This window comes from Photobacterium sp. SP02 (genome assembly GCF_038519165.1).
Classification (GTDB): Bacteria; Pseudomonadota; Gammaproteobacteria; order Enterobacterales; family Vibrionaceae; genus Photobacterium; species Photobacterium halotolerans.
In genome coordinates this window covers 23,420-39,788 of sequence record NZ_JASJOJ010000042.1, presented here as the reverse complement: position 1 = coordinate 39,788, position 16,369 = coordinate 23,420, and the positions used below count along the sequence as shown (strand labels likewise).

13 protein-coding genes are annotated in these 16,369 nt (G+C 49.8%); 4 read left to right on the top strand and 9 right to left on the bottom strand.

Annotated elements, in window-relative coordinates; all coding sequences use genetic code 11:
* The 7 genes from P0Y67_RS16240 to P0Y67_RS16210 form a co-directional block, all read right to left on the bottom strand.
* A partial coding sequence (locus tag P0Y67_RS16240) for a DUF6531 domain-containing protein (RefSeq protein WP_342392712.1) occupies positions 1-2,654 on the bottom strand: 2,654 nt, incomplete at its 3' end.
* On the bottom strand, positions 2,651-3,064 hold the full coding sequence (locus tag P0Y67_RS16235; protein WP_342392711.1) for a hypothetical protein: 414 nt from the start codon (positions 3,062-3,064) through the stop codon (positions 2,651-2,653). The genes P0Y67_RS16235 and P0Y67_RS16240, both read right to left, overlap by 4 nt.
* Before the next feature lie 37 nt (positions 3,065-3,101).
* Positions 3,102-5,516, bottom strand: coding sequence for a FlgD immunoglobulin-like domain containing protein (locus tag P0Y67_RS16230; RefSeq protein WP_342392710.1), 2,415 nt, complete (start codon positions 5,514-5,516; stop codon positions 3,102-3,104).
* A gap of 230 nt (positions 5,517-5,746) precedes the next feature.
* On the bottom strand, positions 5,747-6,784 hold the full coding sequence (locus P0Y67_RS16225) for a hypothetical protein (protein WP_342392709.1): 1,038 nt from the start codon (positions 6,782-6,784) through the stop codon (positions 5,747-5,749).
* A gap of 41 nt (positions 6,785-6,825) precedes the next feature.
* The gene (locus P0Y67_RS16220) at positions 6,826-7,683 is read right to left on the bottom strand and encodes a TolB family protein (RefSeq protein WP_342392708.1); all 858 of its coding nucleotides are present in this window, start codon (positions 7,681-7,683) and stop codon (positions 6,826-6,828) included.
* Complete coding sequence (locus tag P0Y67_RS16215; protein WP_342392707.1) at positions 7,680-8,327, bottom strand: hypothetical protein; 648 nt, start codon at positions 8,325-8,327, stop codon at positions 7,680-7,682. Before P0Y67_RS16215 ends, P0Y67_RS16220 begins: the two co-directional genes overlap by 4 nt.
* 20 nt (positions 8,328-8,347) lie before the next feature.
* Positions 8,348-8,743 carry a rhodanese-like domain-containing protein gene (locus P0Y67_RS16210; RefSeq protein ID WP_052730037.1) on the bottom strand — a complete coding sequence of 132 codons (396 nt, stop codon included), beginning with the start codon at positions 8,741-8,743 and terminating at the stop codon, positions 8,348-8,350.
* Positions 8,744-9,359: 616 nt separating this feature from the next.
* On the opposite strand from P0Y67_RS16210, the gene P0Y67_RS16205 reads away from it, so the two are divergent.
* Entirely contained in the window at positions 9,360-10,562 is a 1,203-nt protein-coding gene (locus P0Y67_RS16205; protein WP_342392716.1) for a maltoporin, read from the top strand.
* A gap of 83 nt (positions 10,563-10,645) precedes the next feature.
* On the top strand, positions 10,646-12,595 hold the full coding sequence (locus P0Y67_RS16200) for a glycogen debranching protein (protein WP_342392715.1): 1,950 nt from the start codon (positions 10,646-10,648) through the stop codon (positions 12,593-12,595).
* Positions 12,596-12,697: 102 nt separating this feature from the next.
* On the opposite strand, the gene P0Y67_RS16195 is transcribed toward P0Y67_RS16200, so the two are convergent.
* The gene (locus P0Y67_RS16195; protein ID WP_342392706.1) at positions 12,698-13,033 is read right to left on the bottom strand and encodes a hypothetical protein; all 336 of its coding nucleotides are present in this window, start codon (positions 13,031-13,033) and stop codon (positions 12,698-12,700) included.
* A 75-nt stretch (positions 13,034-13,108) separates the two neighbouring features.
* Between P0Y67_RS16195 and P0Y67_RS16190 the strand changes: the two genes are divergently transcribed.
* A complete protein-coding gene (locus P0Y67_RS16190; RefSeq protein WP_342392705.1) occupies positions 13,109-14,494 on the top strand; it encodes a class II fumarate hydratase in 1,386 nt (461 codons plus the stop codon).
* Between the two features lie 71 nt (positions 14,495-14,565).
* On the opposite strand, the gene P0Y67_RS16185 is transcribed toward P0Y67_RS16190, so the two are convergent.
* Complete coding sequence (locus tag P0Y67_RS16185; RefSeq protein WP_342392704.1) at positions 14,566-15,360, bottom strand: EAL domain-containing protein; 795 nt, start codon at positions 15,358-15,360, stop codon at positions 14,566-14,568.
* A 289-nt stretch (positions 15,361-15,649) separates the two neighbouring features.
* Between P0Y67_RS16185 and P0Y67_RS16180 the strand changes: the two genes are divergently transcribed.
* A complete protein-coding gene (locus P0Y67_RS16180; RefSeq protein WP_342392703.1) occupies positions 15,650-16,354 on the top strand; it encodes an HAD family hydrolase in 705 nt (234 codons plus the stop codon).
* Positions 16,355-16,369: the final 15 nt, after the last annotated feature.

The following is a 16,369-nucleotide window of genomic DNA, read 5'->3' as shown; positions in this document are numbered from 1 at the left end:
TCACCATTAACGGTTTTGCTGATCCGGCGTCCCAGAGGATCATAAGTATAGGCAGCGGTCACTTCGATGCTGGATTGCAGTGTGGTTTCACCATTTCCGGCATCTGCGCTGATCACCCGCTCGCGCTGGTAACCGACCAAACGTTCTGCGTCGTTATAGGTGAAGGTTTCGATGGTGCTGCCGTCTTTACGGGTTTTCTTGCTCAGGTTACCGCGCAGGTCATATTCGTAGCTGAACTGATTATCTTCCAGCAACTTGCCGTCCGGGCTGTAAACACCGCCGAAGTCTAACCGGTTGCCTAAATCATCGTACTGATACTGATATTCACCAGTGACTGTGTTCGCCTGTATTAAACGCTGGCTGGCATCGTATACAAAGGTCTGATTCACACCATCCTGAGTGATGCTTTCCAGTAACCCCGACAGACTGTACGCATACTGCCAGTCTTTACTGAACGCGCCCTGGTTGTAACGCCGTGAGGTTAAACGGTTTAATGCATCGTACTGATTGGTTAACACCAACCCGTCGGGTGTTTGCTGCCGGGTAAGAATCCCGTTGGCATTCCAGTTGAATGAATAGCTCCCTTGCGGGGTGGTCATGTTCTGGATCTGACCATTAGCATCATAAGCGTAACTGACGGGTGTCCCTGCGTTATCCCATTGTGCAATCTCACCAAATGGGGTGTAGCTGTACTGATGGGTCAACCCCTGACTGGTTTCCGACGTCAGCCTTGCCCATTGGTCATAGGCGCGAGTCAGGGTATCGTTGGCATTGCTGATTTTGGTCAGCTGACCACGCGCATTATAAGCGTATTCAACCACTTCCGAGCCAACCGACAGAATCACCAGCCGCTTACCATCGTCATATTCATAACGGGTCACGATCCCCATCGGGTCGGTACTGCTGGCCAGCAGATTATCCGTCCGGTAGGTATAGCTTTCTTTGCTGCCGTCATAGCGGGTCAGCACACTCAAACGACCATAGCTGTCGTAGCTATAAGTTTCCGTGGCGCCATTGGGTGCAATCACAGCCGTCAGCTTTCCGGCTTCGTCGTAGGTATAGCGGGTTTCAAGACCTGCCGGGTCCCGCTCGCTGAGTTTACGGCCTAATGCATCGTACTGATAACGCCAGCTTTGCCCGGCGGCATCCGTCACTTGCGTTAAGTAGCCATTGCCGTCATAACTCAGGGTTTGGGTTTGCCCCAGTGCATTCACGACAGCAACAAGCTGCCCCTGATTGTTGTATGTGAAGGAAGTGACATTGCCTTCCGGGTCTGTGCTGCTGGCAAGCAAACCATTTGCCAGATAACTGCGATGCGTCGTATCCCCTTTCGGCGTGGTGACTGAGGTCAGGTTGTGGCTGGCATCATAAGTCAGCGAGATGGTTCGGGATGCGCCACTGTCTGAGGTTTCAAGACTGCCATTGGCAGGCAGATAAACCATGGCATTCGGATACCGGCTTTCTCCCGGATACTGGTATTGCGTGATGAGATAACCGTGGTGCTGCTGCGTCACCCGATCGGCATCATCTCGGCTTACCGTCTGGCTGTAACCCATGGGATCGGTCACAGATGTCACATAGCCTTTTTCATCCCGCGTATACACGGTTTTGTAACCCAGTGAATCAATATCTTCGATGCGCTGACCACCCGCACTGAGTTTAAAACGCCAGTTCGCGCCGGTGCTGTCCGTTTTGGTCACCCAGTCGGCACTGTAGTCGTAATTGAAGGTATTACTGCCCTCGGTGTAAGATTTCACGCGGGCGCCGTTGTAAGTGACCGAGGTCACTACAATGCCGGTTTCATCGCGGATCTCTTTCAGTTGACTGTAAACAAAAGCATCACCACTGGGCTGATACCGACCATACAGATAGGTTAGGGTCTCACCCGTAGGATCAGTGACAGCAACCAGTTCACCGTCCGCGTTGTAATCGTAAAGCCACTGGCGTCCGGCCTGATCGGTCACGGCCTGCACACGGCCACTGGCATTGTAAGTCAGCGTCAGCGACTGAGAGAAACCATTACTCAATTTGATCAGGCGCTGATTTTCATCGTATTCATACTGCACCTGATTGTTGTTGCGGTCGGTTTTTCGCAGCACCAGTCCTGACGAAGAAAAGGTCACCGAGTGGCCTTGTTCAAAGGCAAGGGTTGGTGTTTCACCATCAATCAGGGTTGCTTTCACGCGATCCGGCGACTGATAGCCGCCTTGTCCATCCGGCAGGAAAGTCATCCGGCGACCGTTGCCAACGCGATACACAAATTTCGTGATGGTTTCGACGCCGCCATCAGCGGTCTCCTGCGTATCGGTGACTTTAAACAGAGAAATTTCGCAATTGAAGGTCCAGCCTTTCCCGAAGGGACCATCTTTCGGGTCATTCGAGTTAAAGACCCGGCGAATCGACAAAGGCGTCGCTTGGCCCACGACCAAATCCACGTCATGCCAAACGAAGTGGCCGGTTTTTAAATAAACCGGGGAGCCCTGTTCACAACTACTCTCTTCACTTTCCGATTCACCGGGCCCAGGCTCATTTTTCGGATTATTGTTCAGCGTGGTATCGTGCCCCTGATCCCACGGGTAGTGATACGCCAGTAACGGAGAACTGAATAACAGCGCACTGAAAAATGCCGTCACCGCTGCGAGTCTGATCTTCATGATACATTCTCCTCTGCGGGAACCGTTTCAGGCTGGATGGCGCGAATAGATTGCGTGTACTGATTGAATCGTGTCTTTATCTGCTCCAGCTTTGCCTGTTTTTCCGGATGAGACAGCAGGTACACGGCAATATCCCCTTCATGCACAACGCCAAAACGCGCATGTTCTGCCGGTGAACAATCATAACGTGCGAAGGCTGCATTCACTTTCTGCGCAATCTCCGAGTCGGCTCCATACATCAAATCCACATTGGCCTGTTGCTGTAGCAAGATCAGGCGTTGCGCCATTCCATCCACCGTATGCTGGCGTGACTCAATCTCAATAGAAACATACTGCTCAATGCTCAGATTGCATGCGGCCATAACGGGCGCTGTTACCCATGCGAACAATACGGCAATAAGAAATTTCATAGTCTGCTTACCTGTAATTTGATAAGACGAACGATCATTAGTAATACACCCGCTGGACGGTATAGAGGTACGGGCTGACATACCCTTGCGGGTCAATAGCACGGATGCCGAGGCGATATTTCCCGGGGGCAACACTATTGCCGTCGTCGGCTTTTGCGTCCCACACCAGTTGCTGACTCCCCGCAGCCACATTGCTGAATAGTTGCCGCCGAACCAGTGCACCGGTATCGATATCGCTGACGCGAAGTTCAATATCGGCAGGTTTATTCAGTGAGAAAGACAGATGACTGTTGCCATCGCTGGTTTCGGTATGGGTATTCGGTACCACGATAGAAGGCTGTGCCTTAAAGCTGTTCAGCACCGGGCCGGAGGACAAAAAGATGGTATTATCCCCCATCGAATATCCCCAGATACCAAACAAGAACTTGTTCGAAGCGGTCGTCACAACCGGCTTGCCATCATCGCCCAAACCACTCCACACGATGCGGTGCTTGCCTTTGCCCAGCGGCTCGCGGTTTTTAAAGGTCACCAAGCGGGTATTAGTATTGAATAACCCCATAAACGCCGTCACCTCAGAAGGCTTGTTCAGCGTAAACTCAATCACCAAAGGTTTGTTGTTATAGGGCTCAAAAGTACTCGGGATCCGGCTGCGACTGGGGTTATAGGCCGCGCCACTGGTTGAAGGACGTAAATCAAAACGCACAACCCTGCCGTCTTTGCGATAGTTCAGCACGGCATAATAATCGCCCTGTGGCAGTGGCTGTCCCTGAGCATCCAGTCCATTCCAGATATCTTCATAAGTGCCTGCCTCCCTCTCCTGCCAGGGAACAAGCGTACGGACGATCTGACCCAGGCGATCTTCAATTTGCACCGTGAGGTACAGATCGGCACTGATGACGGTTTTCACCCGTGCGGCCTGCCCGGCTGTCGGATCAATACTGTTGCCAATAATGCTCAGGCTCAGACTTTCCTGTACCGTGACCTGCTGAACATCTTTGGCACTGCTGCCGTCACTGAACTGCACCGTCAGCGTGGGGAAAAAGGTTCCGGCACTTTTGTAAACCCACTGAACCGGATCCAGGGTAGAAGTGATTTCATCGGTGAGCCCATCGCCATCGAAATCCCAGAGCAAATCCTGAACAGCCACTGAATCCCTGTGGGTGACCGCCGGTGTCAAAGTCACCGTCAGCGGAGCATCCCCTGCTGGGTTATCTAGTGAAACACGGGCCGTCGGTGAGTCCGGATCCACAGCGCGAATTTCAATATTCGGTAACGCAACCCGGGTTTGTTTGCCCAGCGTGTCGGTCACAGACACGGACGCCTGAAAATTGCCGACTTGCTCAAAAGTAAAGCTCACGGTTCCGGCAGTATCACTGGTCGTATCCACCAGCCCATCACCGTTAAAGTCCCACGCAACGCTCGCGATCCCCTCATTATCTGTTGCACTTGCCGTAAATTGCACAGTCAGGGGCACATGACCATTGGTTTGATTCACTGTGGCACTGACAACAGGCGCTGCATTCTCCACTTCAATGTCAATATACCCCGTATCTTTTCGACCAATGGAGTCGGTAATTTCCAATGCTGTCTGATAAGTACCGGGCATATTGAAGGTATAACTCTGGCTTCTGCCAACGGTATCCTGGCGATCGAATACCCCGTCACCATCAAAATCCCAGCGATAATAATTAATCGCTTTATCCGTTGTAATATTCGGACTGAACAAGACTTTCAGCGGAGCTTCACCGGAAGCTGGCACTGCGATAATTTCCGATTGAATCGGCACCGAAATTTCAGCGAGCAAAGAAAACTGTGCTTCTGACTGATTACCCCAGGTATCTTCCGCTTTCACAACCAGGGTAAATTCACCATCTGCCCAGGGAGAAAGCGGCTTGATGATTAAATTATCTTCCAGCCATTCCAACGCAAATTCAGTATTCTTTGTTGATGTAACGGTATAGTCTGCAGGTTCCTGAGACAGATGTGCATCTGTCACCTGTACAATCACTGGCTGATATTCACTCGTCAGCGGCTCATTGACTTCCGGACTGATGAGGGAAATATCCGGTCCGCTCAGATCGGCTTCACCGAGATACACCCATGGTCCCCAGGGCGATAAACTGCCCGGCTCCAACCAAATCGTCCACCAGGCTGCAAGATAAAGCTTCCCATTGAAAAACACCGCATCGCCATGGCGGTAAACCTCATGACGGGACCAGGCAGGCGGCAAACTGTTAATGTAAATCGGCGTCCAGACATGAGGAGAAACGTCTGGTTGTTCACCCCGGTTCCAGAATTTCGCCAGATATAAATGATCTTCATACACGACAAGATCTTTCCCCCGATAAATCTGGGTTTCCTGCCATGGGGGGGCATCAAATAATTCAACGGCTACCGCCTGACAACTTGTCATCAATACAAATGCCAAGACGACATAATGAAAAGCTTTCATCATGCTTCCTTTGAATGAACCTGAGGATAAATGAATAGAAAAAGCCTAGACAACGAGAGCCGCTGTTTGTTTACTTTTTAATGTGGATTATCAGAAAGGTGAGAAGCAGCAATTTGCTATGAAAATGACAACACCATCAGTTTCTTTCAGAGGCGCTTGTTTTGTTTGTGCGCGGTATTACGGTCAGTGAAATATCAAGAAACGCACCAACAAATAGCCCTGAGAAACAATTATTCATTCACAAATTTAACGGACGAAACACCCACCTGTCCGTCGAATCCGGTAATGTTAACGGTCAGATAATGAACGCCCTTCGAATAATTCGAGGGCTTAAATTGCCAGGTAAAAGGCACATAACCCTGTTCTTCTTCCGAAACGAACTCACCATCAATGAAAAAGCCGACTTCATATAAACTCTCTTCAACCAGGCCGCGATCCTGTTGGGGAATATCGACTTCGACGGTGGCCAGTTGGCTCTCCGGGTTTTGCTTTAATTCCAACTGTACGAGTGGGTCCAGCGGCAGGTACTTGGGTTTGAAAAACACCTTAGAAAGTAATTGCCCGTTTCGCGTTTCCTGAATGCTGGCTCGCTGATCCGCAGATTGTTCAGGGTATCCCAAAGACTGACGCCAATGTGTGTAGCTTTTTGCTTCATTCCGCCATGTGATAATACTGTTATCAGGGAGCTGATACGCCGTTGCCATCACAGCGAAATTTTCCAGACCGGTAAACGGAAACACATCTGAAGTATCGCGACCATTCCACTGAATCACATGGGCCCCCGCCGCTTTGGGTTGCCAATTCACAATGGTGCGTAACATTGCCCCTGATTTAATGCCAGCGCGCATCAATACCCGGGCTGGCGTATCCAGGTTAATTTTCAAGCGGTGAGGCGACTCTATGGTGAGTGGTACATGCTCAATCACTTCTCCGCCAGAACTGTCTTGAGGGGAAACAGAAATTAATGCTCCGTTTTGCCGGTAACGAATCACAGGAAACCAGGCTTCGTTTGGCACTGGCTGATTCCGCATGTCCGTCCCGTTCCAGGACAACTTGAGTAAACCTGCAGCTGTAGATTGCATCGGATATAAAGTCTTCACCAAATCACCATCAGGCGAGACAATATCAACCTGAAGCTCAGTTGCCTCAACCACACGGATCATGATCGGAAATTGCTGATCGCGTGCAATATCAAACGTATGAGAAGTAAAGGATTCTATTACAAAAGGATGCGAATCAGCCTGAGCAAACCATGGAAACACTGTCATCATGACAATCATTAACCAAGCATAACGACTTTCCACTATTTTCACTGTGTAATCTCCAAATCCCTGATATCACGAATATGATCCAACTGGATCTGTTTTTCACCCTCGTCACTCATTTGCATTAACTGGCCGCGACCACCTGTCCGGCGTACGAAAAAAAGCTCGCCAGTGTGTGACAATGATGGCCAGAGATCTGTGCCATCCGTTCGGGTCAGCTGCGTTGATTCTCCGGATTTGTTGGTTTGCCACAGCTGAAAATGCTTTTTCGTTCGTAAGCTATACACAGTCCGTTGCTGATGCGTATCCCAGATCGGATATCTGACGATCCCATTGTGCAGCGTCAGTTGCTTTGCATAGCGAGTCGCCCGATCTTTTACCCAAGCTTCCTGAACAATCCCACCGCAGTCCAGCATGCATGTGACAACACTGAACATGTATTTATCGTCATTTGCGCTTGGGTCAAATATTTTACCAAGCTGCTGATGAATATCATAAAAACGCTGTTGCCGGGGTTGCCATACAGTCAACGCTGTCCGTTCACTTTTCCGCTCAAACAACCGAATGGCAATGAGCGACTGTCCTTGTTCACCAAGCCGGATTTGCGTAAAAGCGTCCGCCGCATCGCTGGATACTAAAGTGCGCGTGACGGCGTTTTGTCTGTCCGATATCGTGCCGTCCGCGCGGATAAATACCATGCGATTTGCTGACGGCGACCAGGTGAATTCCCGGGGTTCGGTTAAGTCACTGACTCGCTCAGGCAGACCATTTTCATCCACAGTAAATGCCCGCCAGCCTTCCGTTGTCAGACCAATAAACGACATTCCGCAGGGTAATAAATCCTGTGCCAGGCTCAACGACGGTAGCCACAAGGTAACAAGGAGGATGAGCCATACTTTCATCCTGTACTGACCCTTCGCATCGGTTTCAGACGAAGCAATAATCTTCGGAGAATACCGACACCAATCAGTATCATCATCACAATCAACACCATCTGTATGATGGGATGACGAGACTCCGTACCAATTGACAAAGCGTGCCAGGCAGCCAGATAAAACGCTGGAATCGCAAACAGGTGCCCCCATTTTTGCAATGTCCCGGACAGCCAGATTCTGGCAAAAACAGCCGACAGGATCAGAATCAGCGCAACCAGCCCTACCGTAATGCGCGCGTGATAATAATCGTCAATATCCGGCAGTAAAAAATGGCCTGTAAAGTGACCGCTTCTGAGTGAAGTTGCCGCAATGAAGCCACTGACATGGAGCAATACCATCAGGAGCACACTTACCCCGACCCAACGATGCACCCTTTGCTTGTTTGCAAAACTGAATTTGACGTGAAATAGCCCGATGAGCGCCTGAACACCAAAAAGGAGCAGAGAAATCAAAGCCGCCAGTTTAGACAGGACGTAAAATCCCTGACCAACAGGGACGAAATCAGTGAAATACAGAAACGGATTGCCGGTATTTCTGCTCCATACGATCAGCGGCAGAAACACAATAAGCAGGGTTACAAATAGACATTGCACCCGATTGATTTTCAACATCACCACTCCCTGGCTCATGGTTATTGTTCAGTTGGGAGTCCGGCAGAACGCCAGCCGTTTAACCCCGCCGGTTCCATTAAAACAACATTCTTGAGCCCTTTATTCTGCAGTGCTTTTGCTGTTTCAAAACCGCGGAAGTCTTTCAAACAATACGGGACAACATAGCCATAGCCTTCCATATCTGAAACATTAAGCTCATTGATTTCTCGCAGTGGAATATTTATGGCGCCCGGAATGTGCGACTCTGCATATTCATCCGGTTCTCGGGTATCAATGAAGAGTACAGCCCCTTCCCGTTGTGCTTTTGCCAGCACCTCAACCTTTTCCTGAGTCACACCATGCGCATATTCAGCGCTGAACCAGTTGGCCTGCGACTGAAAAGCCAGTAACCCGAATAAACATACGAAAAACCGCATTGCCAATCCTTTGCACAAAATCGTTATTGAAGAACATAGAAAAAGATATGCAACTCTGCTGATTACAAGCAAGAAAGTTCGGCCTGGCCGGCAGTTGAACTATTAAACTGTGGGCCCGCTCTAAATCATGGAGTGATAACAAACAAATCAGTTACAAACAGCGTTCATGTGTCAGTTCACAGATTATGATTGACGAACTATTGTTCTCCTCCCGGACAAAGCGTGATCTCACTATCCATTTTCAACTTAGATAACAGCGCATTGGTGAAATTTCGTGATCCAATAGTCAAAAAATTACTCTTGAACCTATTTTTTGGAATACCCCCCTACAAAGTGTGATCCACACACTCAGCCCCCCTGCTACTCCATAAATCAATAGCTTCAGGGAGGATGTTACGCCTTTATTGCAGGCGCAGAATAAAAACATCCATTACGGACGCAATCCTTCTCAAAAAAAAGCACTAGGATTAATTTCATGCAGTGCAAATGTTGACTGAGGGGCGCGCTAATCAGGGTGAGCATTACCTGTACCTGAGCACTCTGATTGCTGCATTCGGCGGAGCCGAAAGCAAACAAGATAATAAAAACGCATCCATCAAGGAGTTAAGCAATGAAACTGAACAAAATCTGCCTGACAGCCGCTGCCGTCTCCGCAGCACTGATGTCTGCCGCTACTTATGCAGAAGTGGACTTTCACGGTTATATGCGTGCGGGTGTCGGTGTGAGCGGTGAAAACGGTTCAACTGTCGCTTATGAGAAAAACAAAGTCGGCCGTCTGGGCAACGAAAATGACGTTTATGGCGAGCTGGGTCTTGGCAAGGAAGTGTACAACGAGAATGGTAAGTCATTCTATGTTGACTCCATGTTGGCTGTAGCCACTGACGGTTCAAGTGACTGGGAAGGTTTGGGTGTAAATGACGATGGTTCTGATAACATCGCCTTGCGCCAGTTCAATGTGGTGGCGAAAGGTTTCATTGCAGGCGACCAGGATGCCGCTGTCTGGGCAGGTAAGCGTTACTACCAGCGCCACGATATCCATATTTCTGACTTCTACTACTGGGACACTTCAGGCGCCGGTGCCGGTCTGGAAAACCTGAGTGTCGGTCCGGGTAAAATGTCTGTGGCTGTGATTCGTGATGATTCCGGCGACGTGAACGTCAACAACTTTGATCTGCGTTATGCCGGTCTGGGTCTGTGGAGCGATGCCAGCCTGGAGCTGGGCGTGAACTACGGCCTGGTCAACGCAACTGACGCTCAAGATGCAGCCAGTGATTTCAATGACGGTGTAATGCTGACAGCAGAACTGACTCAGGGCGGATTCCTGAACGGTTTCAACAAAACCGCGCTGCAGTTTGGTACTGAAGGTTACGGTGAGCAAATGGCCGGTCTGGGTGCGGGTCACTACTTCAACGCCACCTCAAACGATGGTGCGCAGGGTTACCGTCTGATCAACTGGGGCGTTATTGCACCTTCTTCAACCTGGGAAATTGGCCACCAGCTGGTTTACGCAAACACCAGCTACGATAGCAAGGATGATCACACTATCATTAGTGCCGTTATCCGTCCTGAGTACAAGTGGAACGACAACGTGAAGACAATCTTCGAAGCCGGTTACTATGACGAAGACAATTCTGGCGTCGACAAGTCTGGTAGCAAGCTGACTATTGCTCAGGCGCTCACAGCAGGACCAAGCTTCTGGGCACGTCCTGAGCTGCGTTTCTACGCCAGCTACCTGTCTGATTACGATAACGACAATGCCTTCGGCGCAGGTAACGACACTGAGTACAACATTGGTGCTCAGGTTGAAGCCTGGTGGTAATCAAACACTAATACCGTGTGTTAAAAACAGCCAGTCGCTATTGACTGGCTGTTGTTTTTCAGGGAATCGCAAACTTGTCTTTTATGCAGCATACCGACATCGGCTTTGGCTCTACACTCACGAGCGAAGGCTGCCACTTCCGTTTATATGGCCCGGATATTCTTACGCTGGAAGTGGTGCTATTCGATAAGGAAGGCATTGCCACCGCATGTCATCGTCTTGAGCGCCAAAAAAACGATAATTGGCATGTTTTCATCCGGGGCATCGGTGAAAACACCGGCTATGCCTTTCTTGTGACAACAGCAACTGACCTTTCAGCGCAATGGCTGCTTGATCCCCATGCGCACAGAGTGCAGCAGCAGCCGGCACCTAAGCGGACATCTGATCTGGTCACTGCTCCGGAATGGATAGCCTACACCACTTGCCATGATTTCGACTGGCAGGGATGCGAGCGTCCGGCCATTGCTCCGGAGAAAACGGTTCTGTGTGAAGTGCATGTGAAAGGCTACACCAAGGCCAATCCGGATTTGCCCGCCAATCTGCGCGGCACGTATTCAGGGTTGTGCCACCCTGTCACTTTGACCCATTTCAGGCAATCAGGCATCACCAGCTTGCAGCTCATGCCGATTGCGGCAAAAGCAGATGAAACGCACCTCACTGCCAAATCTCTGACCAATTTCTGGGGCTACAACCCGATTGCATGGTCTGCACCAGACGAACGTTTCGCCTCAGCCGATCCGGTGCGAGAGTGTAAAACCATGATTCGCACCCTGCATGCTCACGGCATAGAAGTCATTCTCGATGTGGTCTACAACCATACCGCCGAAGAAGGGGATGGCGGTCCGGTGTTTCACTTTAAAGCACTCGACAGCCATAGCTATTTAAAAGACGAGCAGGGGCAATTCAAAAACTATACCGGCTGTGGCAATACCCTGGATGTCAGCCACCCGCCCATGCTGCAGGCCATCTTGCAATCATTGCGTAGCTGGGTAATGAATTATCAGGTAGATGGGTTTCGGTTTGATCTTGCGGCAACGCTGGGCCGACGCCATGACCACTTTTCGTCAGACTCTGCTTTCTTTGCCGCGATACGCAATGATCCGTTGCTCAGCAGGGTAAAACTGATTGCCGAGCCCTGGGACATAGGGCCGGATGGCTATCAGTCAGGCGCTTTTCCTGCCGGCTGGCATGAATGCAACGACCAGTTCCGGGACAATTGGCGCAGTTTCTGGCTGCATGATGCCCCTGCTTCTGCGGTTGCCCCTCACCTGCTGGGTTCGCAACCACAATTTCCTGCCCAAAACTGGCCACAAAAATACAGCATCAATTACCTCTGTTATCACGACGGATTCACCCTGCAGGATCTGGTGTCATTCAATCACAGGCATAATCACGCCAATGGTGAAAATAATTGTGACGGTCATCCTGATAACCGCTCCAATAATCAGGGGACAGAAGGTTTAGCTGCAACAGCCAGTATTCAAAAAAGACGTGAAAAGCAAAAGCGTAACCTGATGACCAGCTTATTGTTCAGTCTGGGCATTCCCCATCTGTTAGGTGCTGACCTGCACTCGCACAGCCAGCAGGGAAACAACAATGCTTATTGTCAGGACAATGACACCAGCTGGGTAAACTGGGCACTATCCAGAGAAGAGTACAAGTTCAGAAGTTGGCTGCAGTCTCTGATTCAGCAACGTCAGACTGTCATGCCAGCTATCATGAGAGCAATCACAGACAAGACGTCTGCGCCAGCCACGATTAGCTGGCTGACTCCCACAGGAACACCGATGGATGACCAGAATTGGGCCGGACGCCAGCCTTTTTCCTGTCTGATTCAGGCCAGCGAAAACAACGCCCTGCTTTATCTGCTCAACCCTGATGATTATCCGGTACGCTTCCGCTTGCCCTCGTCACTGCACAGCTGGACTTGTCTGGTTGATACCGCTGAGGAGCAGCTGGCTGCTCGGAATATTCACCAGTCAGACTGCCTGGTCCGGCCCGTTTCTATGGTGATCCTCATTCCGGCATCCTAAAACACAGGCATTCTTCTTATCTCCTACACTTAGGGTCTTGTATAAACTTCAGGCGCAGACTTGTAACCCCGCCACAACAATGATAATAATTATCATTAAAGTTTATTGAGTGTGGAGCGATTGATGAGCAGATCCAGTACGCTGTACCGACAGTTCTTTCTGGCAGAAGAGCGATTTCTGAATCACCCTCTTATCCCAGGGTTCGAACAGGATGTCATCGTTGACATGACGCAGGCCGGAATGAATCTGGCAGCGTACTACGGGCAACAAAATGCATTGCGCAACCCTCTGCTTCAGGAGCTGTTTCTGAGGCGTGTTTTTTTTCATTTGTGCAACAGTGTTGAAGATAAACACCAATCCCGTGTTTTTCGCCGTATTTGCCTGGATTATCTGCATTGTCCCTTGCTCGCTCTGAAAAAATGTTATGGCGATAATCACGTCAGTAAATTCCTGTCTCTGAAACAAAGCCTCCTACAGTTACATCATTCCTCCGGATTATAAGGAACCACGGAAATGACGACATCCTACCGCATTGAAAAAGACAGCATGGGCAAAGTGAACGTCCCGAAAGAGGCACTTTATCAGGCGCAGACCCAGCGAGCCGTGAACAACTTTCCCGTCAGCGGACTGACAATGCCTGTCCAGTTCATCAAAGCCCTGGCATTTGTGAAACAAGCCGCCGCAAGAAGTAATCTCGACCTTGAACTGCTGGATTCAGACATCGCCCATGCCATTATCGACAGCTGTCAGGAAATCATTGATGGTCACCACCTCGACCAGTTCCCGATTGATGTTTTCCAGACCGGCTCCGGAACCAGCTCCAACATGAATGCCAACGAAGTCATCGCCACGCTCGCGTCAAAGCGTGCGGGTCAAGTTATCAGCCCGAATGATCACGTCAACATGGGACAGAGCAGTAACGATGTGATCCCAACCACCATTCAGGTCAGCGCCGCGCTGGCATGCCACGAGCAACTGCTGCCTGCGATGGCGCACATCTGTCATACCCTTGATGAGAAAGCCTCTGCGGTCGGCCATATCGTCAAAACCGGCCGGACACACCTGATGGATGCCATGCCGGTCACGCTGGCGCAAGAGCTGCTTGGCTGGAAGACGCAGATCGAAAAAGCACGCCTGGGCATACAGCATAGTCTGGACAATGTTTCAGCATTGGCTCAGGGGGGGACGGCAGTCGGCACCGGAATCAACGCCGATCCGAAATTTGCAGCCGTGTTTGCCAATAACCTCTCAGTGTCGGCAGAAATTCCGTTTACCAGCAGCGATAACTTTTTCTACAACCTCAGCAGCCAGGACGCTATCGTGAGCCTGTCGGGTCAGCTGAAAACCGCCGCGGTAGCCATGATGAAAATTGCCAATGATCTGCGCTGGATGAATTCAGGCCCTCTGGCCGGGCTGGGGGAAATCGAGCTCGAAGCACTGCAGCCAGGTTCATCCATCATGCCGGGCAAAGTGAACCCTGTAATACCTGAAGCCGCGGCTATGGTTTCCGCCCAGGTGATTGGCAACGACAGCACCATTACAGTGGCCGGCCAGTCCGGGAATTTCCAGCTCAATGTGATGTTACCTGTCATTGCCTATAACCTGCTGCAAAGCATTGAACTTCTGTCGAATACCTTCAAGCTGCTGGCGGATAAAGCCATTGCCAGCTTTAATGTACGGGAAGACAAATTGCAGGAAGCACTGGCGAAAAACCCGATTCTGGTGACGGCGCTCAACCCGGTTATCGGCTATTTGAAAGCGGCTGAGATTGCCAAGAAAGCCTACAAAGAGCACAGAGATATTCTGGATGTCGCGGAAGAGGAAACCGATTTGTCGCGGCAGGAGCTTGAGCGTTTGCTTGACCCGCAGAAGCTCACCACAGGCGGTGTTGCTCATTAACATCAAGTATTAAGATTAATATCATATCGTCGCAAAACGGCGGTCAGCATCATAAATATCAAGGGTTAGCCTCAGCTGACCCTTGACAGTAAGATCTCAGATAGCAGCTGTGGCCGTCCCAGATAAAAGCCCTGGATATAATCGGCGTTAAGCATTCTGGCCACTTTCAATCCTGCGGCGTTTTCTACCCCTTCAATCAGCAGCTTTGCGCCAAGCTCCCGGCCGAGCCCCATCACTTTGCGCAAAGGCGACTCCTGACCGGAGAGAAAATCCGCCAATAGTGAGCGATCCACTTTGATAATGTCCGGCCGTAAAAAGCGAGCACGGCATTCAGATGAGGCTTTCACGCCATAATCATCCAGAGCAACCTTCATACCTTGTGCCCGCATTTGCTGCAAGATGTCTAACAGCTCAATATTGCTGGTGCAGTCGTGTTCCAGTAACTCAAAAAACACCTGCTCAGATTTCAATCCTAACGCTGTCAGGCGCTGATGAAGCAATGCTGCCGGCACATTTTTGCTGTGTATCAGCAAGGCATCTGGCACCATATTGATAAACAAAGCGTAAGATGCGAAAAACTGAGCAAAGTTTTTCACATGAATCACTCTGGCCAGCCTGTCCATGTTGACCTGATCGGTTTCATCATAGTATTCAGGGGCGAAAAAAGGTTCAGTGTTCAGCTCGTCGCCGCATTCATTAAACACCCTTACCAAGGCTTCAAATCCGAAAAGATCGCCATTCATCTGGTGAATGGGCTGGAAAGCCGTCTTCAAATGATAAGAATCATACACAGCACTGTAACTGCCATCAGCCTCTGTGGTTAAGTGCCTGTTTATCTCATCCAATGTGGCAATAATTTTACTCACACATCATCTCTTCATACGAAAACGGGAAGGCATACACTTAGCAGGTCGCCTGTTACGGCCTGCGCCGCTAAACAAAAAATGCCGAATATATAGATATTAGCGACCAGAAACTGTCTTAAAATTGAGACATCATAATTTTATGCGATATCCCTCAGGAAAATGTCACAAAAAAGTTAAATTTATGTATTCACCCTATACTTCTGACTTCAAAACGACACCTGCCTGAAACATTAGTGTCATTATTTACACCTAACCTGTGCCCTTAGATCCAATGAAAAGGAAAAACACGTTGCTATCCAACACACAACCCATAACTAAATTGCCCAATCTTGCCATCTTCGACTTAGATGAAACGCTTATTGCCGCTGATTCCGCTTCACTATGGATCAGGTTTATTGTCAATAAAGGACTGGCATCGCCGCTTCTCATTGAGCAAGAACAAAACCTGATGAAAGATTACGCGAAAGGCAGCATGGATATGCAGTCCTACATGACTGCGACATTAGCGCCCATTACAGGTATGAGTACCGCTGAACTGACACCGTTAATCGAAGAATTCATTCAGACGTGTATTCGCCCCGCCCTGTTTCCGGCCGCAATTGAGCGTATTGAATGGCATAAACGCCGCGGTGATACCGTCATTATTATTTCTGCAACCGGCGAACATCTGGTCAAACCGATTGCTGAGCTGCTGCTGGTCGATGACGCACTGGCTATCAACCTCGAAACCCAAAACGACACCCTGACAGGGAACACAATTGGCACCTTAAGCTACAGAGAAGGTAAAGTCGTTCGGTTAGAAGCCTGGCTGGAAGCGCACGCTGATTCGTTTAATGCGCTGTATTGTTATACCGACTCGATTAATGATCTGCCTCTGCTCCAGGCCGTTGATCATCCTTTTGCTGTGAATCCTGATCCGGCTCTTGCATTACATGCGCAAATGCAGGAATGGACCATAATGAACTGGCATCACGAAAACGACATTCAGCGATAACCTTTCTGTAAGCAT